Source organism: Zafaria sp. Z1313, assembly GCF_050563205.1.
In the GTDB taxonomy this organism is placed as follows: Bacteria; Actinomycetota; Actinomycetes; order Actinomycetales; family Micrococcaceae; genus JAZDCJ01.
Map to the genome: position 1 here is coordinate 45,289 of NZ_JBNWUK010000003.1, position 21,879 is coordinate 67,167.

Genomic DNA, 21,879 nt, shown 5'->3' on the forward strand with positions numbered 1-21,879 from the left:
GGGGTGCCTTTCGCTGGTACGGGGCGGCCGGGCGGTCCCCGCGGTGGGGTCCGCCCGGCCGCCGGGGTCAGAGCCCGAGCGCCTGGTAGGCGTCGAGGGCCTTCTGCCAGGAGCTGTCCGCGTCGTCGGTCTTGTTGACGTCGACGCGCGTCAGGGCGTCCGTGACCGTGGCCCGGATGGCGAAGTAGTTCGGTCCCTTGAACGGCGTCACCGTGACGGCTTTCGCCCGCTCCGAGAGGATCTGCCCGGTCGGGGCGTCGTTGAAGAAGGCGTTGGCCTCGGAGAGCAGCGTCTCGTCCGTGAGCGCGTCGACCTGGCTCGGGAACGTGCCCTTGGCCTGGAAGGCCTTGATCTGCTGCTCGGGCGCCGTGAGCCAGGCCGCGAGCTTGATGGCCTCCTCCTGGTGCGCGGTCTGCGTGGGAACGGTCAGGTACGAGCCGCCCCAGTTGCCGCCGCCGCCGGGGAAGACGTCGGCGAAGTCCCAGCCGTCGATTCCGGCCGCGTTGCCCTCGACGACCCCGAGCATCCAGCCCGGGCACAGCATGGTCGCGAACGCGTCGCGCTGGAAGGAGGAGGTCCAGTCCTCGCCCCACTGCTCGAGGTTCGCCGAGAGGCCGTCGTCGATCGAGGCCCTCAGCACGGCCTCGTAGACGTCCTTGATCCCGGTGTTCTCCGCGAGCGGGATCGGGGTCCCGTCGGGGTTCTCGAAGGGCTGCTCGAGCTGGTTGACCATGCCCTGGAACGTGGCGCCTGCCGAGTCGAACCAGGCGGCCTCCGAGGAGGCGGTGAAGTCCCGGCCCACCGAGAAGTAGTGGTCCCAGTCGCCCGTGAGCAGTTCGGCGACCTCGTCGCGGTCGGTGGGCAGCCCGGCGGCATCGAAGAGGTCGGCCCGGTAGCAGATGCCCTCGGGGCCGATGTCCGTCCCGTAGCCGATGAGCTTGCCGTCGACCGTGGCGTCCTCCGTCTTCCAGTCCAGCCAGCGGCCGTCCGTCTCGGGGGAGGCGAGGTCGTTGAAGAGGTCCGGGTACTGCTTGAGCTCCGGGAGCCAGTCGACTTCGACGGCCTCGATGTCCGCCAGGCCGGAGCCCGCGGCCAGGCGCGTGTTCATGTTGTCGCGGGCCTGGTCGGTGGTGGCGGCCTTCGTGTGCTCGATCTTCACGCCCGGGTTGGCGTCCATGTACTCGGTCAACAGCTCCTCGTAGCCGAACTCGTTGAAGGTCGCCACGGTCAGGGTGATGTCGCCGGCCGGGGACCCGTCGGCTCCGGGCGAGCTGGTGCCGGCGGTGCCGCCGGAGCCGCCGCAGGACACGAGTCCCAGGGCGAGGATCGAGGCGCCGGCGAGGGCGCCCAGGGAACGGTTGGTTCTCACCGGAATCTCCTTGTGGTCTGGTGCGCCCGGCGGGGTAGCCGGTTGCGTGGGAGCGTTCTGTCCGATCGTCGGTGAAAGTGTGAGAGCGCTCTCATGGAATGGCTTCAGTGTGACACCGGACACATCGCGGGTCAAGGTCCGCCGAGCCGGAAGCGTCGAAGGGCGTGCTCAGAGGAAGAGCTGGAGCGCCAGGTAGGGCAGGAGCGGCAGTAGTGCAGCGGCGATCCACCACCACGTCCGCGCCAGACCCAGCCGCCGCAGGAGCAGGAGGTTCACGACGAACCACACGGCCACGGCCGCGAGGACGAGGGGGAGCAGCTCGGCGGGGCCGGGCAGGACGGAATCGCTGCCCGGAACCTCTTCCCTCGTCAGGCCGAGGGCGGCGAGGGGCCAGTTGACGAGGAGGTACCAGGCCATGAAGACCGGGACGACGCCGGGGATCCCCAGTCCCAGGTTCACGAGCAGCACGATCCAGAACCGCGGGCGCGGCGGCGTGGCCGGTGGCCGGCCCGCGCTCACGGCCGGTCCCGTTCGCCGGATTCCACCGCGGCGCTCGCCGCGTCCACGCCCTCGCGCGCCTCGGTCACGAACCGCGCCAGGAGGTCGATCTCCTCCGGGTCGTAGTGTCCGATCACGCCGGCCAGGGCGGTGCCGAGGGGGCCGAACATCTCGCGGCCGTCGCGGCGCGCCTGGTCGGTGAGCCGGAGCAGGACGCGTCGGCGGTCGTCCTCGGCGCGGAGCCGCTCCACGTGTCCGGAGGAGACCAGGCGGTCCACCAGGGCGGTCGTCGCCGGGGCGCTGAGGCGCAGTTCGCGGGCCAGGTCTCCCGGGGTCGGCGCCCGCCCGGTGCGCTCGAAGCGCAGGATCGCGGCGAGCGCGTTCATGTCCGTGCGGTGGGAGTGGTGCCGGGCGCCCACGGTCTCGACGTACCGTTCCGATGCCTGGGCGAACTCCTGCAGCGCCAGCATGAGCCGCAGGGATCCCGTCGCTTCCATGCGGATATCCTAGTCGCGACTGGATTTATTTCCATGATGAAAGTAGTTTGGCTAGGTAAATCCGCCTCCGCGGCTTCCGAGCCGCCCCCGCACCGATCGACTGGAGCCGCCGTGAGCCCGCAGCACACCACCCGTCGCGCGGCCGGCCGCGCCCTCGCCGCCGTCGTCCTCGTCCTGCTCTGGCTCGGAGTGGCCGGCATCGGCGGCCCCACGTTCGGGCGCCTGGGCGAGGTGCAGACCACCGACCAGGCCTCCTTCCTCCCCGCCTCCGCCGAGGCCACCCGCGCGCTCGAGAAGCAGGCCGCGTTCCGCGACGGCGACGCCGTCCCCGCCGTCGTGCTGATCGTCGCCGACGAAGCGCTCGACCCGGCGCTCGGACGGGAAACCGCCGATGCCCTCGCCTCGCTCCCGGTCTTCGACGGCGACATCGCCGGCCCGCTGCCCTCCGAGGACTCGCTGGCCGTCCAGCTCGTGGTCCCGCTGTCCGCCGAGGTAGACACGGACGACGCCGTCGCACAGCTCCGCGCGGAGCTGGACCGCCTCCTGCCTGCCGGGGTGGAGGCCTATGTCACCGGTCCGGCGGGTTTCAACGCCGACCTCGTCGAGGCCTTCGGCGGCATCGACTCCGTGCTCCTGTCCGTCGCCCTCGCGGCGGTCCTGGTGATCCTGCTTCTCGTCTACCGCTCGGCGCTGCTCCCGGCCGCCGTCCTCCTGACGTCCGTCGCGGCGCTCTGTGCCGCGGTCACGGCGGTCTACTGGATGGCCCGCCTGGAGTGGATCCGGCTCGACGGGCAGGGACAGGGCATCCTCTCCATCCTGGTCATCGGTGCGGCGACCGACTACGCCCTGCTCCTCGTCGCGCGGCACAAGGAGGCCATCGCCGCGGGCGCCGGGAGGTTCGAGGCCGTCGGCACCGCCGTGCGCCGCTCGGCCGAACCGATTCTCGCCTCGGCCGGGACCGTGACCGCGGGCCTGCTGTGCCTCATGTTCTCCGACCTGAACTCCAACAAGGCCCTGGGGCCGATCGGGGCGGCGGGCATCGCGTTCTCCGTGCTCTCGGCGCTGACGTTCCTGCCCGCCGCCCTCGCCCTGCTGGGCCGCGCCGCCTACTGGCCCTTCATCCCCCGAGCCGCCCCGGACTCACCGGACGACGGCACCCCGCGCGGCCTGTGGGGGGCGCTTGCGGCCTTCGTGGGCCGGCACGCCCGGCCCGTCTGGATCCTCACGGCGATCGTCCTGGCGCTGGGTTGCCTGGGAGTGACGCAGCTGAAGGCGAACGGCGTGCCGCAGAGCCAGCTCGTCCTGGGGCAGACGGAGTCTGCGCAGGGCCAGGACATCCTGGCCCGCCACTTCGCCGCCGGCTCGGGAAGCCCGGCGTTTGCCGTGGTGGACGCGGACCGGGCGGAACCGCTCCTCGCCGATGTCGAGGAGCTGGAGGGGGTCGCCTCGGCGTACGTCCAGGCAGCCGACGGCGGTCCCGCGCTCCCCGCGGCCGGCCGGCCCGCGCAGGAGGTCGACGGGCAGGTGCTGCTCTCCATCACCTTCGCCGACGCGGCTGACGCACCCGAGGCGTCCCTGACGCTCGAGCGGCTGCGGACCCTGCTCCATGCCGCGGACCCGGGGTCCCTCGTCGGCGGCACCACGGCCACCCTCAGCGACACGCAGGCCACGGCCCAGGCGGACCTGCTGAAGATCATCCCGCTGGTCCTCGGCGCGATCCTGCTGATTCTGGTGCTCCTGCTGCGTTCCCTCGTGGCGCCCCTGCTGCTCACGGCGACCACCGTCCTCTCCTACGGCACGGCGATGGGCGTCTCGGCGCTCGTCTTCAACGGGGTCTTCGGCTTCCCCGGCGCCGACGCCTCGGTTCCCCTGTTCGGCTTCGTGTTCCTCGTGGCCCTCGGCGTGGACTACAACATCTTCCTCATGGCGCGGGTGAGGGAGGAGGCCGCCGTGCATGGCGCGCGCCGCGGCGTGCTGCGCGGGCTGGCCGTCACGGGCGGGGTCATCACCTCCGCGGGAGTCGTGCTGGCCGCGACGTTCGCGGCGCTGTCCGTCATCCCCATCATGTTCCTGGTCCAGCTGGGCTTCATCGTGGCCTTCGGCGTGCTCCTGGACACGCTCGTGGTCCGCACGCTCCTGGTGCCGGCCCTCGCCCACGACCTCGGGCGGCGCTTCTGGTGGCCGGGTGCCCTCTCACGGCGCCGGGGACCGGCGGCCCACCGCGCGTGAGGCTGCTATCCTTGGTACTTGTGGCGCTGGCCCGGTACCTTCCGGAGACCGACGCCCGACGTCGACAGATCTGATCCTTGTCCCGCCCACCGCATCCCGTGCGGAGCGGCGGAAGGCCGGCACCACGCCGGCGGCCCATGCATTTTCGGGCCCAGGCTTTCTTTTCCTTCGGCGACACCGCGCGCCGGAACCGGCTGCGCACCGCTACGACCGAAAGCAGCCCCCTTGAGCACCACTTTCCTTTCCCTCGGCGTGCCCGCCTCCCTCGCTGACGTCCTGTCCTCCCAGGGCATCGACGCGCCGTTCCCGATCCAGCAGGCCACGCTTCCCTCCACGCTCGCCGGACGCGACGTGCTGGGCCGCGGCCAGACCGGATCCGGCAAGACCCTGGCCTTCGCCCTTCCGCTCGTCGCCCGCCTGGCGGCCAACCCCCGGCAGCGCCGCGCCCGCTTCCCGCGCGCGCTCATCATGGCCCCGACCCGCGAGCTGGCCACCCAGATCAGCCGCACCGTCATCCCGCTGGCCGAATCCGCCCGCCTGCGCACCGCCGTCGTCTTCGGCGGCGTCCCGCAGGGGCGCCAGGAACGCGAGCTCAACGCCGGCGTCGACATCCTCATCGCCTGCCCCGGCCGGCTCGAGGACCTGCTGAACCAGAAGGTCGCGGACCTCGCGCACGTCGAGGTCTCCGTCCTGGACGAGGCCGACCACATGGCCGATCTCGGCTTCCTGCCCGTCGTCAAGCGCATCCTGGACCGCACCCCGCGCGGCATCCAGCACATGCTCTTCTCGGCGACCCTGGACAACGGCGTGGACAAGCTCGTCGCCCGCTACCTCGAGAACCCCGTGACCCACTCGGTGGACGCCCCGCGCGCCGCCGTGGACACCATGGAGCACCGCGTGTTCGTCGTGGACCCGGACCTGAAGAAGGAGCTCGTCCGCGAGCTCGCCGCCGGGACCGGACGCCGCATCATGTTCATGCGCACCAAGCACCACGCCAAGAAGATGGCCGTGTGGCTGTCCAAGGCCGGCGTCCCGGCCGTCGACCTGCACGGCAACCTGAGCCAGAACGCCCGCGACCGGAACCTGGCCGCGTTCTCCTCGGGCGCCGCGAAGGTCCTCGTCGCCACCGACGTCGCGGCGCGCGGCGTCCACGTGGACGGCGTCGAGCTCGTCGTCCACATCGATCCGCCCGCCGAGCACAAGGCCTACCTGCACCGCTCCGGCCGTACGGCCCGCGCCGGCTCCGAGGGCACCGTCGTGACGATCTCCACGACCGAGCAGCAGGGCGACGTGCGCGCGCTGCTCAAGGCCGCCGGGATCAAGGTCCCCTTCGAGGCCGTTTCGCCCGAGTCGCACGCCGTCGCCGAGGTGCGCGGCGAGAAGGCAGGGCACGTCGAGTACGCGGCGCCGGTCGCCGCCCAGCCGCAGCGCCGCTCGCCGCGGAACGACGCCGGGGCCGCACCCGCGGCCCAGGGCGGCGGCCGCGGCCGTGGCCGGGGCCGGGGACGTTCCGCCGGCTCCGCCGGCGAGTCCGAGGCCCGGACGCCCGAGACGCGCGGCTCCGGCGGCCGTGGTGCCGCGAGCCGCGACGCCGGTACCCGGGATGCGGGTGGGCGCGGCGCGGGAAGCGGCCGCGGTTCGGGCCGCTCGCGGGCCGGGCAGCCGGGACGCGACGTCGCGGGCCGCCAGGGCGGCGGCCGGGGAGCCGGCGCGACGCGCCACGCGGAGAAGCCCGCGGGCCGGGGAGCGGCCGTCCAGCGTCCCCGCCAGGGCGGGCAGACGATCGCCGACGCCGTGGGCCCCGGCGTGGCCGATGCCGCCGCGCGCGGAGGCCGTCCCCGTCGCAACCGGCGCGCCGGCGCACCGCAGTCCAACGGCGGCGGCTCCAACTAGCCGATCCGCGGCGCCCACCGCGGCGCCGCGGCCCGCACGTAGCGGGCCGCACGTAACAGGCCGGAGGCCGTTTCCCCGAGGGGAACCGGCCTCCGGTGCGTCCGGGTGCAGAGCCCGGCGCGGGGTTCAGTGCTGCGAGGCGGCCTCGTAGCTGTCCTGGATGACGTTGGCCCAGCGGGGGCCGAACATCGCGTTGACGCCGCCGTAGCCGTAGCTGTTCACGGAGTTCTGGTAGCCGCCGTGCGTGGCGTTGATGAACCACGGGCCGCCGGAGGACCCGCCGGTCATGTCGCACGGGATCCCCTGCGTGCCGAAGCCCGGGTTGATCGAGTCCGGCGTCGCCGTGCCGGAGCACGACTTGAGGGTCTGGCCGTTGAAGGGCGAGGCGGCCGGGTAGCCGTAGGCCGTGTACTGCTGGCCCGTCGGGGCGTTGAACTGGACGCCCGAGGCGCCGACGGCGTCGGCGAGGCTCTGGCCGCCCTGCTCGGCGAGGACGGCGAAGGCGGTGTCCACGCTCATGTCGCCCTGCTGGATCCAGGCCGTCGGGGCGTAGAGCGTCTCCGCGGGCCACTGGCCGTAGGGGGCCGAGCCGTTCTCGTAGGCCGGGACGAACACGAACTCGCTCGCGAAGGAGCCCGGGCCCTCGTTGAGGCAGTGCCCGGCCGTGGAAACGACGGAGTCGTTGCCGGAGACCACGGAGTTGCCGGAGCAGACGTAGTCCTGGCCGCCGAGGGTGAAGAACACCTTGCCGATGTGGGGCACGGGGTTCTCGTTGGCCGCGCTGGGCGCGGCTTCGGCGGCCGGGGCCACGGCGGCTGGGGCCGAGGGCGCCGTTCCGGGGATGCTCAACGGCGCGTTGTCCGCGTCGAGTGCCGCGGGGCGCAGGACGTTCTGTGCGCTCCAGCGCTCGGCCGCCTTCTCGGCGAGGACCGATTCGCCCACCGCGTTGAGCATGCGCTCCGCGGACCATCCGGCGGCGGAGGACTTCTGCTGGGGAAGGTGGTGGACCGTAACGGTCGAGCCGGATCCGGAGGCCGCCGTTTCGGTCGTGGAAGCCGTGGCGGTGCCGGCGGCGGCCACGGCCCCGGCCGCGACGAGGGCCGAGGCGGCGAGGCCGCAGAAGAGTTTCTTGCTGAGCATGGTGTGCCCTTTCGGAGGATGCGAATGGCCCGGAGGCCAACGGGATAACAGCATCCTGACACCAGCATGACAAGTTTGTCGAGGGGTAATGACAAAGTAGTATTGAAGAAACTTCAGGTGTTGACAAAGGCGGTGGAGTGATCTTCAATGACCGCTTCACGTCGGGCGGTGGGGTGCCGCCGTCGCATCGCGGGTCAGCGGCGCTGGTGCTGGACGTAGCGCTTGTAGGCGGCCGAGGCGCGGTCGAACGCGCCGGCGGCCTCGAAGCCCTGGGCCGCCGCCAGGAGGGCCTCGCCCGGATCGAGGTCCAGGGCGGCGAGCGCGTCGGCGTGGGCCAGGTGCGCCTCGGCGACCGTCTGGGTGGGGAGCTCCGTCAGTCCGGGCAGCGCGGCCTCGAGGGCGGCGAGCGCCTCCGCCGGCCGCCCCGCGGCCAGCAGCCATTGGGCCTCCGTCACGGCCAGCTGCTCGAGCTCGGCCTTCGAGTCGAGCAGTTCGAAGGCGAGGCGGGCCCGCCGCAAGTGGGCGCCGAGGGAATCGTCGTGGACCCCGGCCGCGAGCCGTCGGGCGACGGTCGCGCGGTTGAGCTGGCCCCACTGCCGCAGCCCGGTCGCGGGGGAGAGCAGGCCGAGCGCGGCGTCGTGCAGCTCGACGCCGCGTGCCGGATCGGAGTGGAGGAACGCGATGTTGCCCTGCGTCCACCACGCGTTGGCGCGCGAGCGGGTGCTCAATACGTCAAGGTCCAGGCGCCCGTACTCCGCGCAGGCGGCGGCGGCGAGCTCGAGGTCGTCGCCTTCCGCGAGGGCGGAGGTGAGGGAGCCGATGGCGACGGCCAGGGCCTCGGGGTCGACGGGGTCGAGCAGGGCGAGGTCCAGCGCCGCGCGCGCGGCATCGGCGGCATCGGGCAGCTCGCCCCGCGCCAGGCGTCCTTGCGCGAGGAGGCTTCGACACCGCGATTCCAGGGCCGCGGCGTGTCCGGTGACCGGGTGGTCCAGCAGCTGGTCGAGCAGGCGGTCGAAGTCCTCGAAGCGACGCAGCCCCAGCGCGGCCTCGGCGGCCCCGAAGGCATGGCTAAACCACCAGGCCGGATCCTCCGACGCCCCGGAGCCTTCGAGCGCGGTCTCCGCGGTCCGGAAGGCCCCGTCCAGATCCCCGGCGGCGAGCTGCTGCCGGGACAACAGCTCGAGCTGCACGAGCCGCACCTTGTCGGGGCCCGGGAGGGACCGCCCCGAGAGCTCGGAGGCGTCCACGCCGAGGCGCGCGGCGAGTCCGGCCACGATATCGGGTCGGGGCCGCCGTCGTCCGGATTCCAGGAGCGAGACGTAGCTGGCGGTGTAGGCGTCGCCCGCGAGCTGGGACTGGGTCAGGCCGCGTTCGATCCGGAGCCTGCGCAGGGTCGCGGCGAAGCCGGAGCCGTCCGCGGCGGACGGCGCGTCGGAGGTGCGTTCCGGGGTGGTGGCGGGCATAACAGGATCCTAGTCGTGCTCCGTCCGGGCCGTGGAAACGGTGCCCAAGTCGTGACAAATCTGTCAGAGGACTGCTAGCGTCTGTCGCGGAACATGACAAGCTGGCGCCGACTGGGCGCCGGGCGCCGACGGAGGGACGACGTGGTGGACCACGGAACGCTGGACCGGCAAGGAAGCCGCGCGGGCCGGGGTGCGGTGTCGAAGCGGGCGGCCACCGGGCCGGGAACGCGCGGAGCGGTCGCCCGCGCGCTCGCCTGGACCAGTGCGGCGGCGTTGCTGACGGCCGTCGCGTGGGCCGGCACGACGCCCGGGGCGGGCCCCGCGGCGGCCTCGCCCGGCGACTGGCCGGACCACTACTCCGTGCCCGTCGACCCGCAGGCCTCGCCCGGGGACTGGCCCGACCACTTCTGAGCTCGGCGCGCTTCCGGAAACGGCGCCCCGAGCACCGCGGCACCCCCCCGGCGTCCACCAGGACGCCGGGGGTGCCGCCGTGCGTCCGGACGCGTATCGCGCAGGGCGAACACGGGGGCGGCGGCGCGGCCCGGGTCCCGGATGGGCTCCCCGGCTGCCCCGGAATTCCGCGGATCGAGCGGTGCCCGGAACGGTCGGCCGGCGGTGCGCTGGCGGGGCGCGCGCCAACGTTGAGCGGATTCGGCTCAACTTTGAATTGACATCGAAGGCGGTCTGCGTAAAGTTGAGTGCAGACCGCTCAACCGCACGGCTGGGCGCCGCACCACGTTTCCCAAGGAAAGGAAGCATCATGTCCCGTGCCGTAGGCATCGACCTCGGAACCACCAACTCGGTCGTCTCCGTCCTGGAGGGCGGCGAGCCCACCGTCATCGCCAATGCCGAGGGCGCGCGCACCACGCCGTCGGTCGTGGCCTTCTCCAAGTCCGGCGAGGTCCTCGTCGGCGAGATCGCCAAGCGCCAGGCCGTCAACAACATCGACCGCACCATCGCCTCGGTCAAGCGCCACATGGGCACCGACTGGTCGATCGACGTCGACGAGAAGAAGTACACCGCGCAGGAGATCTCCGCGCGCACCCTGATGAAGCTCAAGCACGACGCCGAGGCGTACCTGGGCGAGAAGGTGACCGACGCCGTCGTCACCGTCCCCGCGTACTTCAACGACGCCGAGCGCCAGGCGACGAAGGAGGCCGGCGAGATCGCCGGCCTGAACGTCCTGCGCATCGTCAACGAGCCCACCGCCGCGGCACTCGCCTACGGCCTGGACAAGGGCAAGGAGGACGAGCTCATCCTGGTCTTCGACCTCGGCGGCGGCACGTTCGACGTCTCCCTGCTCGAGGTGGGCAAGGACGAGGACGACTTCTCCACGATCCAGGTCCGCTCGACCGCCGGCGACAACCGCCTCGGCGGCGACGACTGGGACCAGCGCATCGTCGACTGGCTCCTGGCCCAGGCCAAGTCCAAGGGCGCCGACCTGTCCAAGGACAAGATCGCCCTGCAGCGCCTCAAGGAGGCCGCGGAGCAGGCCAAGAAGGAGCTCTCCTCCGCGACGAGCACCAACATCTCGCTGCAGTACCTCTCCGTGACCCCCGAGGGCCCGGTCCACCTGGACGAGCACTTGAGCCGCGCGAAGTTCCAGGACCTGACGTCCGACCTGCTCGAGCGCACCAAGAAGCCGTTCAACGACGTCATCGCCGAGGCCGGCATCAAGGTCTCCGACATCGCCCACGTCATCCTCGTCGGCGGCTCCACCCGCATGCCGGCCGTCGCCGAGCTCGTCAAGGAGCTCGCCGGCAAGGAGGCCAACAAGGGCGTGAACCCGGACGAGGTGGTCGCCGTCGGCGCCGCGCTGCAGGCCGGCGTCCTCAAGGGCGAGCGCAAGGATGTCCTCCTGATCGACGTGACCCCGCTGAGCCTGGGCATCGAGACCAAGGGCGGCGTGATGACCAAGCTCATCGAGCGCAACACGGCCATCCCGACCAAGCGTTCCGAGACGTTCACGACGGCCGACGACAACCAGCCGTCCGTGTCCATCCAGGTCTTCCAGGGCGAGCGCGAGTTCACCCGCGACAACAAGCCGCTGGGCACGTTCGAGCTGACCGGGATCGCGCCGGCCCCGCGCGGGATCCCGCAGATCGAGGTCACCTTCGACATCGACGCCAACGGCATCGTCCACGTCTCCGCGAAGGACAAGGGCACCGGCAAGGAGCAGTCGATGACCATCACGGGCGGCTCGAGCCTCTCGAAGGAAGACATCGACCGCATGGTGCGCGAGGCCGAGGAGCACGCCTCCGAGGACAAGGCCCGCCGCGAGGCCGCCGAGACCCGCAACGCCGCCGAGCAGTCCGCGTACTCCGTGGACAAGCTCATCAAGGACAACGAGGACAAGCTGCCCGAGGAGGTCAAGACCGAGGTCCAGGCCGACGTCGACGCCCTCAAGGCCGCCCTGGAGAAGCAGGACAACGACGACGAGGTGAAGGCCGCGTTCGAGAAGCTCCAGGCGTCCCAGACCAAGCTGGGCGAGGCCATCTACGCGCAGGCCCAGTCCGAGTCCGCGGGCGCCGAGGGCGCCGACGAGGCCCCGGCGGCCGACGAGGACATCGTCGACGCCGAGGTCGTGGACGAAGACGAGAAGAAGTAAGGCGGTCACGTGATGCCCCACCACGGCAACGAGGCGGAGCACGGTTCCGAGGAGCCGATCCGCTTCACCGACAAGCGCAAGATCGACCCGGAGACCGGGGCCGTCCGCAGCGGGGACGAGTCCCCGGCGGAGGGCGCCGAGCACCACGAGACGGTGCCCGTGGACGAGGCGCACGACTCCGAGGACGCGCTGGCCCAGGCCGAGCGCATCCTCAACGAGGCCGGCCAGGAGGGCCGGGACGACGCGGACTCCGGTAGCAGCGCGGCCGAGGCCGAGCTGCGCAACGACCTGTTGCGGCTGCAGGCCGAGTACGTCAACTACCGCAAGCGCGTCGAGCGCGACCGGGAGGGCGTGCGCGAGCTCGCCGTCCAGACCGTGCTCGCGAGCCTGCTCCCGGTGCTCGACGACCTCGACGCCGCGCGCCAGCACGGCGACCTCGAGGACGGGCCGTTCGCGGCCGTGGCCCGCAAGCTGGACACGATCCTCGGCGGCCACGGGCTCGAGCGCATCGGGGAAGCGGGGGCCGGATTCGACCCCACCGTCCACGAGGCGCTCATGCAGCAGCCGCATCCGGAGATCCCGGCCGACCACGTCGCCCAGGTCCTCCGTCCCGGCTACAAGAAGGGCGAGCGCGTCATCCGCGCCGCCCAGGTGATCGTCTCCACGGGCGAGTAGCCGCCGCGGCGGGCGGGCGGTCCACCACGGCCCGCCCGCCCGCCGCACCGGTCCACGGGCCGGACACCATCACCCGACGTTGAAAGGAGGCGCCTCATGGCAAGCCAGGACTGGGTCGACAAGGACTTCTACGCGATTCTCGGCGTCTCCAAGGACGCGAGCGAGGCCGACATCAAGAAGGCCTACCGCAAGCTGGCCCGCACCCACCACCCCGACACCAATGCGGGGAACCCGGGAGCGGAGCAGAAGTTCAAGGACATCACCGAGGCCAACTCCGTGCTGTCCGATCCCGAGCAGCGCCAGCAGTACGACGCGATCCGGGCCATGGGCTCCGGGGCGCGGTTCCAGGCCGGGGGCCCCGGGGGAGCGGCCGGTGCCGGCTTCGACGACATCTTCGGCAACCTGTTCGGGGGCGGACCCGGCGGCGCCCGGCGCGGCCCCTCGGGCTTCGGCGGCGGGCAGGTCCCGCCCGAGTTCGCGGACCTCTTCGGCGGATTCGGCGGCCAGCCGGGCGGCTTCGGCCAGCCCGCGCAGAAGGGTGCGGACCGCACCGCCACCACGACGATCTCCTTCGGCGGTTCGCTGCGGGGGACCACGGTCTCCCTGCGCGAGTCCACCGGCGAGGTGATCGAGGTGCGCATCCCCGCCGGCATCAAGGACGGGCAGACCGTGCGCGTGCGCGGCAAGGGCCAGCCAGGCCCGGCCGGCCAGGGCGACCTCCTCGTCAAGGTCTCGGTCAAGGCGCACCCGTTCTTCCAACGGGAGGGCAACAACATCCGCATCCACGTGCCCGTCACGTTCTCCGAGGCGGCCCTGGGCGGCAGCATCGAGGTGCCGACGCCCGCGGGCGACACGGTCAAGGTCAAGGTGCCCGCCGGCTCGGGCTCGGGCCGGACCCTGCGCCTCGGCGGCCGCGGCGTGAAGACGGCCCAGGAGGCCGGCGACCTGCTCGTGGTGCTCGACGTCGTCGTCCCGCAGAACCTCAACGCCGAGGCGGAGGCGGCCGTCAAGGCGTTCGCCGAGGCCACCGCCGGCGCCGATCCCCGGGCGGGACTGGCCGCCAAGGCCGCGCTCTAAGGCCCCGGCCGCCCGGCCGGCGGCACCGCGACGACGCCCCGAGGAAAGGAGGGACCGCATGGCCCCCCGCAGCACCGGCCCCGAGCCGTTCGGGGTGGACCGCTTCACGCCCGTGTTCGTGATCTCCGTCGCCGCCGAGCTCGCAGACATGCACCCGCAGACCCTGCGCCAGTACGACCGGCTCGGGCTCGTCTCCCCGTCCCGACAGCGCGGCAAGCAGCGCCGGTATTCCCGCTACGACGTCGAGCTGCTGCGCGAGGTGCAGCGACTGTCCAAGGACGGCGTGTCCCTCGAGGGGATCCGCAGGATCCTCGAGCTCGAGAACCAGGTCGCCGCCCTCCGGGCCCGCGTCGGGGAGCTGATGGAGGAACTCGACGACGTGCGTGCGGCCCGCGCCGTCGAGCACGCCCGCGTCTTCGCCGCCGGCGTCGCGGGCGAGGTCGTCACGCTCGCGCGCGGGCAGCGTCCGCGGGCCCGCAGCCAGGCCGTGGTGCTGTGGCGGCCGCGCGGCTAGGCGGGCCGGTCCCGGACGGCGGCTACGCCGCGCTCAGCGAGCGGGCCATGGAACGCTTCCGCGCCCGGATGCGGGAGCGCGACGCCATGCCACAGCGCGCCAAGGCCGCTGTCGACGGCGTCGCCCACGCCCTGCGGCCCGGCTCGATGGACGCCGCGATCCCGCCCCGCCACCTCTTGTTCCTGGACCTCGAGGGCCCGCGGCCACTCGCCGCGGTGGCCGTCGGCGAGCTCGACGCGGCCGATCTCGTCACGTGGCAGCTCTCCGGAGTGGGGATCGCACCCGAGACCGCGATGTGGGGCACGGTGCGCGAGGCGGGCCAGCTGCTCCTGGAGCAACGCGTCGTCGGGGTCGGGTCCCCGGCCGTCGTGGCGTGGCTCGGATACCCCGCCCCGACCCTGGCGCACGCGGTCCTCGACCTCCGGGCCCGGGCCGCTGCCGAGCGCTTCAGCCACGAGCTGCAGCGCTTCGCCCGCTGGCGCCCCGACGGACCCCGCACCGCGGTCGAGGCCCATTCCTACGGCGCGACCGTCGCCGCCCACGGGCTCGCCGCGCTGGCCGCCGAGCGCGCTTCCGGGACCGTTTCCTGCCTCGCGACGACGGGCTCGGCGGGCATGCCGCGGCGGCTCGCGGCCGATCCGTCCCTGCTCGGCGTCCCGGCGCACCGGGTCTTCGAGGCGGTCGCGGCCGACGACGCGCTGGCCCGTCTGGGGCGCCGGCTCAGCGGCCGCACGCGCCCCGCCGGGAGGGTGTTCGACGTCGACGGCCGGCCCGGTCTCGGGCTCCTGCCGGTGACGGGGCACAACACCTCGCGGTTCGTTCCCGGGGCGGGTCGTCCGCGCTACGGATACCGCGATCCCGGGACGCTCTCGCTGCGGAACCTGGCCCTCGTCACCGCCGGGCTCGAGCCGCTCGCCTAGCCAGGCTTGCGCCCGGTCGTCAGGCGTCCGCCGTCGTCCGCCGGTACGCGAGGTCGAAGACGAGCCGTCCCGCCTTCCGCGCCTTGGACTCGAAGCTCGTGGGGATCCGGCCCTCGTAGCGCGGCGCCCAGCCGCCGAGTGGATCCGTGGCGTCCGGCTCCGGGTCGCGGCCCTCGAGGCCGGCGCGGCGGACCCGGGCCAGGGGGCCGTCGTCTCCGGCCAGCTCCCCCGGATGGAGGGACTCGAACGAGGCCGAGGCGTCGAGGACGGAGCGCATCTGCTCCGCGTAGTCGGACCAGTCCGTCGCGAGCCGCCACGTGGCACCGGGTGCGAGCACGCGGGCGGCCTTGTCGGCGAACGACTCCTTGACGAGCCGGCGCTTGTGGTGGCGCGCCTTGTGCCAGGGATCGGGGAAGAAGACCCAGAGCTCGTCCACGGAGCCCGGGCCCAGGAGGACGTCGAGGACCTCGGGGGCGTTCGCCTGCACGGCGCGGACGTTCTCGAGGCCCTTCTGCTCGATCCGCAGCAGCAGCTGCGCGAGCCCGGGGCGGTAGACCTCGACGGCGAGGAAGTCGCGTTCCGGGTGCGCCTCGGCGGCCGCTGCCACGGCCTCGCCGAGGCCCGAGCCGATTTCCACGGTCAGCGGTGCCGTGCGGCCGAAGACCGCCGCGGGATCGAACTCCGCTCCGGCGAGGACCGAGGTGTCGGCGTGGTGCCGGGGCACGTCGACGAGGAAGCGCTCCGCCTGCCGGTCCCAGGCCTCGGCGCGCCGGCCGTGCAGGCGCGAGCCGCGGCGGACGAACGAGACGGGTTCGGTGCGGTAGAAGCTGGGGTCCTGCACCGCTCGTCCGCTGACGGGCGGCTTGTGGTCTTCGGGGAGGCTCATTGGGACGATTCTACGCGGGGTCAGTGCCGTGGACCGTGCTCGTAGGCGACACCGGCCCGCGGTGCCTGGGAGGCGAGCAGCTCGGAGACGGTGACGAACCGGTACCCCTCGGCGCCGAGGCGCTCCAGGATGCGCGGGACGGCCGCGACGGTCTCCGCCTGGACGTCATGCAGCAGGACGATCGAGCCCGGCCGGACGGACTCCACGGCGGCGTCGGCGATCCGCGCCGCATCGCGCAGCTCGAGGTCGCGGGAGTCCACGTCCCACAGCACCACCGGCGTATGGGCGAGCCGGTTCACCGCGTCGTCGTCCGCTCCGTACGGCGGGCGCATGAGCGTGGGCGCCGTCCCCGTGGCCGCCGCGACGGCGTCCGCCGTCCGGCCCAGCTCTCGGCCCACGCCGTCCGCGCCGAGCGCGGTCAGCGCCCGGTGGCTCCACGTGTGGTTGCCGATCTCGTGCCCCTCGGCGGCCGCCCGCCGCAGCAGCCCGGGATGGCGCGCGGCATGTGGTCCGACGACGAAGAAGCTCGCCCGGGCGTCGTGGGAGCCCAAGTGGTCCAGAAGCGCTGCCGTGTGCGGGCCCGGGCCGTCGTCGAAGGTCAGCGCCACGCAGAGCTCGACGGCGCAGTCCACGGGGCCCGCCCCCAGCGCGGCGTCCACCGCGCCGCCCAGCGACGCCGCGCCGCCGGAGGACGACGACGCGCCGCCGGCCCCGCCGTCGTCCTCCCGGTTCCCGTCCCCGGCGGGGCCGGCCACGGGCGACGGCGCCATGCCCGCCGCCCGCGCGGCGACGCCCGCGTCCCCGAGGAGGGGCAGCAGGGCGGCGGAAGGGACGGCCGCGACGACGGCGCCCGCCGTGGAGGGGGCGACGGAGCCGTCGTCGAACTCCACCTGTCCGTTCCCCGCGGCGTCGAAGTTCAGGGAATCCAGCAACGCGTCGTCGAGGTCCCCGACGGCCTCGGGCAGGACGTCCGGATGCTGCCCGAGCACCTCGGCGACGAGGCCGCGGAAGTCCTCCCACGCGGCGCCGGAACGGAAGAGGGCCCGCGTGTCCAGGGAGCCCCGGCCGGGCTGGAACCAGACGGTCGTGTAGGAGCTGCCGGCGTCGCCGCCGAGGCTCGAGTACTGCGTCAGACGGACGGCGACCGCCTCCGGCGAGGCGGCGGTCAGGGCCGGCTGGACGTTCAGCTCCGCCACCCCGGAGGCCTGGCCCCGCGCGGCCGCCGCGAAGTCCCGGGCCGCCGCGGTGACGACCCCGCGCTGCGCCTCGGCGAACCCCGGGTGGCCCGGCCAGGCGAACCAGCGGCCGTAGACGTCCGGTGCCCGCCCGCCCAGGCTCACCCCCTCGAGTCCCGGCACCATCTCCTCGGGGAGGCCCTCGCCGCCCACCGCCGTCCGCGCCGAGAGGGCGGAGGGCACGAGCGCCGCGTCCGGGACGACGACGGGCGCCGGCGGGGCGCACGCGGCCAGCGCCAGGGCCGCGGAGGCGGCAAGGGCACACTGAAGCCGGAGTCGTCGGGGGGAGGTCATGGGTTCCAGTCTGCGGGGTGCCGGCGGACGAGGGGCGCCGGAAGGGCGCCCGGAGGGGGGATCGTTAGCAAACCTTTAGCTCGTGACGGCGGCGCGGACCGGCGACCGGGGACGGCTCAGGGCAAACCCCCATGGCGCCGCGCCGGGCCCGGGGACAGAATGGGGGACATGAAGTCACCGCTGTCCGCGATCCTCAATGTCATCTGGCTCCTCTTCGGCGGCATCTGGCTGGCCCTCGGCTACGTCCTGGCCGGCATCGTCTGCTGCCTGTTGATCGTGACCATCCCGTTCGGGATCGCCTCGTTCCGCATCGCCGCCTACGCGCTCTGGCCGTTCGGCCGCACGATCGTGGACCGGGGCGGACGCACCGGGCTGATGTCCACGATCGGCAACGTCATTTGGATCCTCGTGGCGGGACTGTGGATCGCGATCGGCCACGTGCTGACCGCCATCCCGATGTTCGTGAGCATCATCGGGATCCCGCTCGGCATCGCCAACCTCAAGCTGATCCCGGTCTCGCTCGTCCCGCTCGGCAAGGAGATCGTCCCGAGCGGCGCGCGGCTTCCCGCCTACCGCCACGCCTGAGCCGGGCGGTAGATTGTCCCCGGGGACGGCGGAGGCACCGCCCGTAGACCGTCAGACGAACAGGGGACTTCAGATGATCGCGATCGATCCGAACTACACCGGCGTGTGGAAGCTCGACCCGGCGCACAGCCGCGTCGGCTTCCAGGCCCGGCACGCCATGGTGACCAAGGTCCGCGGCGCCTTCAACGATGTCGAGGGGACCATCACGGTCGACGCCGAGGAGCCCAGGCACTCGAGCGTGCGGCTCGTGATCCAGGTGGCCAGCATCGACACGCGCAACGCCGACCGCGACCAGCACCTGCGCACGAACGACTTCTTCGACGCCCCGCAGTTCCCGGAGATCGTGTTCGAATCGACCCGGATCGACCAGGTCGAGGAGAACGGCTTCGTGGTCAACGGGCACCTGACCATCAAGGGCACGACCCACGAGGTCTCCGTGCCGATCGAGTTCACGGGCGTCGAGCGGGATCCGTTCGGCCAGCTGCGGGCGGGCTTCGAGGGCAGCCGCCGGATCGACCGCAAGGACTACGGCGTGAACTGGAACGCGGCGCTCGATTCCGGCGGCGTCCTGGTCTCCGAGCGCGTGCTCCTGGAGTTCGAGCTCTCGGCCGTCAAGCAGGAGCAGGAATAGGGGAGTCCGCGCGGGTTCCGCCCACGGAATAAACGCTCCCCGTTTAAAGTTGAGTTGAGTAGACTCAAGTTTGAGTAGAGACAGTCCGTGCAGAGAGAGGAACCCCGTGGACGCCAAATTCACCACCCAGAGCCAGGAGGCGCTGTCCGCCGCCGGCATGAACGCCTCGACCGCGGGCAACCCGCAGGTCGAACCCGCCCACCTGCTCAAGGCGCTGATGGACAAGCGGGAATCGCTCGCCGTCGCGCTGCTGCGCGAGGCCGGGATCGACCCCGACGCGGTCTCCGTGCGCGCGAGCTCCGCGATCAAGGCCCTGCCCTCCAGCTCGGGCACCTCCGTGGCCCAGGCCCAGTACTCGCGGACCTTCCTGCAGCTCGTCGCCACGGCCCAGGCACTCGCCGCCGAGCAGGGGGACGCCTACGTGTCCGCCGAGATCCTGCTCCTCGCGCTCGCCGCCGATCCCGGTCCGGCCGGGACCGTGCTGCGCGAGGCCGGGGCCACGCCCGAGGCGCTCCGGGCCGCCCTGGGGGCGATCCGTGCGGGCCGCACGGTCGACGGGCCGGATCCCGAGGGCACCTTCCAGGCCCTCGAGAAGTACGGGACCGACCTCACCGCCACGGCGCGGGCCGGGCGGCTGGACCCCGTCATCGGCCGCGACGCCGAGATCCGCCGCGTCGTCCAGGTGCTCTCCCGCCGCACCAAGAACAATCCCGTCCTCATCGGCGAGCCCGGCGTCGGCAAGACCGCGGTCGTCGAGGGGCTCGCCCAGCGCATCGTCGCCGGCGACGTCCCGGAGTCCCTCAAGGGCAAGACCCTCATCGCGCTCGACCTCGGCGCCATGATCGCCGGTGCCAAGTACCGTGGCGAGTTCGAGGAGCGGCTCAAGGCCGTCCTCGAGGAGATCAAGGCCTCCGACGGCCAAGTCGTGACCTTCATCGACGAGCTGCACACCGTGGTCGGGGCCGGGGCCTCCGAGGGAGCCATGGACGCGTCCAACATGCTCAAGCCCATGCTGGCCCGCGGCGAGCTGCGCCTCATCGGCGCCACGACCCTGGACGAATACCGCGAGAACGTCGAGAAGGACCCGGCCCTCGAGCGCCGCTTCCAGCAGGTCTATGTGGGCGAGCCGAGCGTCGAGGACACGATCGGGATCCTGCGCGGGCTCAAGGAGCGCTACGAGGCCCACCACAAGGTCGAGATCGCCGACGCCGCGCTCGTCGCCGCCGCGACGCTCTCCCACCGCTACATCTCCGGGCGCCAGCTGCCGGACAAGGCGATCGACCTCGTCGACGAGGCGGCCTCGCGGCTGCGCATGGAGATCGACTCCGCGCCGGAGGAGATCGACCAGCTGCGCCGCGCCGTCGACCGCCTGACCATGGAGGAGCTCGCCCTCAAGGACGAGTCCGATCCCGGCTCCGTCGAGCGCCTCGGTGCCCTCCGCGCGGACCTCGCCGACAAGCGCGAGCACCTCGATGCCCTCAACGCCCGCTGGGAGGCGGAGAAGGCCGGCCTGAACCGGGTCGGCGACCTCAAGGTGCGTCTGGACGGGCTGCGCTCGCAGGCCGACGTCCTGCAGCGCGAGGGCGACCTCGAGCGCGCCTCCCGCCTGCTCTACGGGGAGATCCCGGAGCTGCAGCGCGAGCTCGACGCCGCGCAGGCCGCGGAGCAGCAGGAGGCCGGCGAGTCGATGGTCTCCGACGAGGTCACGGCGGAGGACATCGCGGAGGTCATCGAGGCGTGGACGGGGATTCCCGCTGGCCGCATGCTGCAGGGCGAGGGGCGGAAGCTGCTCGAGATGGAATCGCTGCTGGGTAGGCGCCTGATCGGCCAGTCCCGGGCCGTCGCGGCCGTCTCCGACGCCGTGCGGCGCGCCCGCGCCGGGATCTCCGATCCGGACCGCCCCACGGGCTCGTTCCTCTTCCTCGGGCCCACGGGCGTCGGCAAGACGGAGCTCGCCAAGTCCCTCGCCGACTTCCTCTTCGACGACGAGCGCGCGATGGTCCGGATCGACATGTCCGAGTACTCGGAGAAGCACAGCGTGGCGCGCCTCGTCGGGGCGCCCCCGGGATACGTCGGCTACGAGGAGGGCGGTCAGCTGACGGAGGCCGTGCGCCGCCGGCCCTACTCCGTCCTCCTGCTCGACGAGGTCGAGAAGGCCCACCCGGAGGTCTTCGACCTGCTGCTGCAGGTCCTCGACGACGGGCGCCTCACGGACGGGCAGGGCCGGACGGTGGACTTCCGCAACGTCATCCTGGTCCTGACGTCCAACCTCGGCTCGCAGTTCCTCGTGGACCAGTCGATCCCGGAGCAGGCGCGCAAGGACGCGGTCATGAACGTCGTGAACTCCTCGTTCAAGCCCGAGTTCCTGAACCGGCTCGACGAGGTCGTGATGTTCGAGCCGCTCACGGTCGAGGAGCTCGGGTCCATCGTGGACCTGCAGGTCGCCTCGCTTGCCCGGCGCCTGGCCGGGCGGCGCCTGGAGCTCGAGGTCGGCTCCGCGGCCCGCGAATGGCTCGCCCTCGCCGGATTCGACCCGGCCTACGGCGCCCGCCCGCTGCGGCGGCTCGTCCAGCGCCAGATCGGCGACCGCTTGGCGCGGGGCCTGCTCGACGGCTCGATCGCGGACGGCGACGTCGTCGAGGTGGCCGTGTCCGAGGACGGCACCGAGCTCGCGCTCACGTCCCGTCGGGCGGCAGGAGCGAACGGCTGACCGTGCCCTCCACGAGGACCAGGAAGCACGCGACGCTCCGGTCCCCGGCCTGCCACGTCCCCTGCGAGGGGCGGCTGAACTCGTAGTTCCACCGCCCCGCCGTCACGGCGTCGGGGTCGAGCTGGATCTCCTTGCAGGAGGCCTCGGCGGCGGCGGCGATCTCGCCGTCGCCGGGGTAGGCTCCGTCCTCGAGTTCCGCGATCCCGATGAGCTGCGCCGAGTGCCGCGTGGTGCAGGCGACGACGGTGGCCGGCTCGAGCGCCCCCGTGAAGCCGCTGAGGCAGTCCCCGGGCAGGAACTGCTCGGCCGGGACGTCGCGGGCGATGATCCCGTCGATGCCGGGGGCGGAGCGTTCGACCTCGGCGGCGGGGGATTCCCCGGCGCTTCCGGCCTCGACGAGGCGGCCGGTCGCGTAGACGACGAGCAGGACGACGGCGAGTGCGGCGACGACGAGCCAGACGGGCGACAGGCCCCAGATCGGGCGGACCTGGGTCTGCGCTGGACGGGCCGGCTGGTACGGGCTCGGCTCGCTGCGGTGTGGCTCCTCCACTGCGGCTCCCTGCGGTGGGCTGGGCTCTCTGGCGTCCCTTCCACTGTAGCCGCCACCGCACCGCGCGGAGACGGCGATCGGGGGCGAATCATGTTAACCTAGAAA

The 21,879-nt window shown here is 72.8% G+C and carries 19 protein-coding genes; 11 read left to right on the forward strand and 8 right to left on the reverse strand.

The features are described 5' to 3' along the window. Positions 1 to 67: 67 nt before the first annotated feature. The 3 genes from ACQ3I4_RS04960 to ACQ3I4_RS04970 form a co-directional block, all read right to left on the reverse strand. Positions 68 to 1,375 (reverse strand): extracellular solute-binding protein, encoded by a 1,308-nt coding sequence (locus ACQ3I4_RS04960; protein ID WP_329863285.1) that lies wholly within the window; start codon positions 1,373 to 1,375, stop codon positions 68 to 70. A gap of 162 nt (positions 1,376 to 1,537) precedes the next feature. Continuing rightward, positions 1,538 to 1,888, reverse strand: a complete 351-nt coding sequence (locus tag ACQ3I4_RS04965; protein ID WP_329863283.1) for a hypothetical protein — start codon at positions 1,886 to 1,888, stop codon at positions 1,538 to 1,540. Then, positions 1,885 to 2,364, reverse strand: coding sequence for a MarR family winged helix-turn-helix transcriptional regulator (locus ACQ3I4_RS04970; RefSeq protein ID WP_430632986.1), 480 nt, complete (start codon positions 2,362 to 2,364; stop codon positions 1,885 to 1,887). The genes ACQ3I4_RS04965 and ACQ3I4_RS04970 overlap by 4 nt, the downstream gene beginning before the upstream one ends. A 36-nt stretch (positions 2,365 to 2,400) precedes the next feature. Between ACQ3I4_RS04970 and ACQ3I4_RS04975 the strand changes: the two genes are divergently transcribed. Then, entirely contained in the window at positions 2,401 to 4,593 is a 2,193-nt protein-coding gene (locus tag ACQ3I4_RS04975; RefSeq protein WP_430633062.1) for an MMPL family transporter, read from the forward strand. Between the two features lie 225 nt (positions 4,594 to 4,818). After that, positions 4,819 to 6,486 (forward strand): DEAD/DEAH box helicase, encoded by a 1,668-nt coding sequence (locus ACQ3I4_RS04980; RefSeq protein WP_430632987.1) that lies wholly within the window; start codon positions 4,819 to 4,821, stop codon positions 6,484 to 6,486. A 126-nt stretch (positions 6,487 to 6,612) separates the two neighbouring features. On the opposite strand, the gene ACQ3I4_RS04985 is transcribed toward ACQ3I4_RS04980, so the two are convergent. Further along, entirely contained in the window at positions 6,613 to 7,626 is a 1,014-nt protein-coding gene (locus ACQ3I4_RS04985; RefSeq protein ID WP_430632988.1) for a trypsin-like serine peptidase, read from the reverse strand. Positions 7,627 to 7,820: 194 nt separating this feature from the next. Beyond that, entirely contained in the window at positions 7,821 to 9,089 is a 1,269-nt protein-coding gene (locus ACQ3I4_RS04990) for a helix-turn-helix domain-containing protein (protein WP_430632989.1), read from the reverse strand. Between the two features lie 144 nt (positions 9,090 to 9,233). Between ACQ3I4_RS04990 and ACQ3I4_RS04995 the strand changes: the two genes are divergently transcribed. The 6 genes from ACQ3I4_RS04995 (at position 9,234) to ACQ3I4_RS05020 (ending at position 14,883) form a co-directional block, all read left to right on the forward strand. Beyond that, positions 9,234 to 9,500 (forward strand): hypothetical protein, encoded by a 267-nt coding sequence (locus tag ACQ3I4_RS04995; protein WP_430632990.1) that lies wholly within the window; start codon positions 9,234 to 9,236, stop codon positions 9,498 to 9,500. Between the two features lie 349 nt (positions 9,501 to 9,849). Further along, positions 9,850 to 11,697 carry a molecular chaperone DnaK gene (gene dnaK, locus ACQ3I4_RS05000; RefSeq protein ID WP_329861884.1) on the forward strand — a complete coding sequence of 616 codons (1,848 nt, stop codon included), beginning with the start codon at positions 9,850 to 9,852 and terminating at the stop codon, positions 11,695 to 11,697. Between the two features lie 12 nt (positions 11,698 to 11,709). Beyond that, complete coding sequence (locus ACQ3I4_RS05005) at positions 11,710 to 12,372, forward strand: nucleotide exchange factor GrpE (protein ID WP_329861895.1); 663 nt, start codon at positions 11,710 to 11,712, stop codon at positions 12,370 to 12,372. 96 nt (positions 12,373 to 12,468) lie between these two features. Beyond that, a complete protein-coding gene (locus tag ACQ3I4_RS05010) occupies positions 12,469 to 13,449 on the forward strand; it encodes a DnaJ C-terminal domain-containing protein (RefSeq protein WP_430632991.1) in 981 nt (326 codons plus the stop codon). A 58-nt stretch (positions 13,450 to 13,507) separates the two neighbouring features. After that, positions 13,508 to 13,963: a heat shock protein transcriptional repressor HspR gene (locus tag ACQ3I4_RS05015; protein ID WP_430632992.1), complete on the forward strand. Its 456-nt coding sequence runs from the start codon at positions 13,508 to 13,510 to the stop codon at positions 13,961 to 13,963. Further along, positions 13,945 to 14,883, forward strand: coding sequence for an alpha/beta hydrolase (locus tag ACQ3I4_RS05020; RefSeq protein WP_430632993.1), 939 nt, complete (start codon positions 13,945 to 13,947; stop codon positions 14,881 to 14,883). The genes ACQ3I4_RS05015 and ACQ3I4_RS05020 overlap by 19 nt, the downstream gene beginning before the upstream one ends. A gap of 19 nt (positions 14,884 to 14,902) precedes the next feature. Here the strand turns inward: ACQ3I4_RS05020 and trmB are convergent, their stop codons facing one another. Further along, positions 14,903 to 15,769 (reverse strand): tRNA (guanosine(46)-N7)-methyltransferase TrmB, encoded by an 867-nt coding sequence (gene trmB / locus ACQ3I4_RS05025; protein ID WP_430632994.1) that lies wholly within the window; start codon positions 15,767 to 15,769, stop codon positions 14,903 to 14,905. 20 nt (positions 15,770 to 15,789) lie between these two features. Continuing rightward, positions 15,790 to 17,298, reverse strand: a complete 1,509-nt coding sequence (locus ACQ3I4_RS05030) for a polysaccharide deacetylase family protein (protein ID WP_430632995.1) — start codon at positions 17,296 to 17,298, stop codon at positions 15,790 to 15,792. Positions 17,299 to 17,478: 180 nt separating this feature from the next. On the opposite strand from ACQ3I4_RS05030, the gene ACQ3I4_RS05035 reads away from it, so the two are divergent. From ACQ3I4_RS05035 to clpB, 3 genes are all read left to right on the forward strand, one after another. Further along, positions 17,479 to 17,883 carry a YccF domain-containing protein gene (locus ACQ3I4_RS05035; protein WP_329861894.1) on the forward strand — a complete coding sequence of 135 codons (405 nt, stop codon included), beginning with the start codon at positions 17,479 to 17,481 and terminating at the stop codon, positions 17,881 to 17,883. Positions 17,884 to 17,956: 73 nt separating this feature from the next. Next, positions 17,957 to 18,514 (forward strand): YceI family protein, encoded by a 558-nt coding sequence (locus ACQ3I4_RS05040; protein WP_430632996.1) that lies wholly within the window; start codon positions 17,957 to 17,959, stop codon positions 18,512 to 18,514. 106 nt (positions 18,515 to 18,620) lie between these two features. Then, positions 18,621 to 21,224, forward strand: a complete 2,604-nt coding sequence (clpB, locus tag ACQ3I4_RS05045; protein ID WP_329861878.1) for an ATP-dependent chaperone ClpB — start codon at positions 18,621 to 18,623, stop codon at positions 21,222 to 21,224. Here the strand turns inward: clpB and ACQ3I4_RS05050 are convergent. Further along, a complete protein-coding gene (locus tag ACQ3I4_RS05050) occupies positions 21,190 to 21,774 on the reverse strand; it encodes a septum formation family protein (protein WP_329861877.1) in 585 nt (194 codons plus the stop codon). The two genes, clpB and ACQ3I4_RS05050, sit on opposite strands and share 35 nt — an antisense overlap. Positions 21,775 to 21,879: the final 105 nt, after the last annotated feature.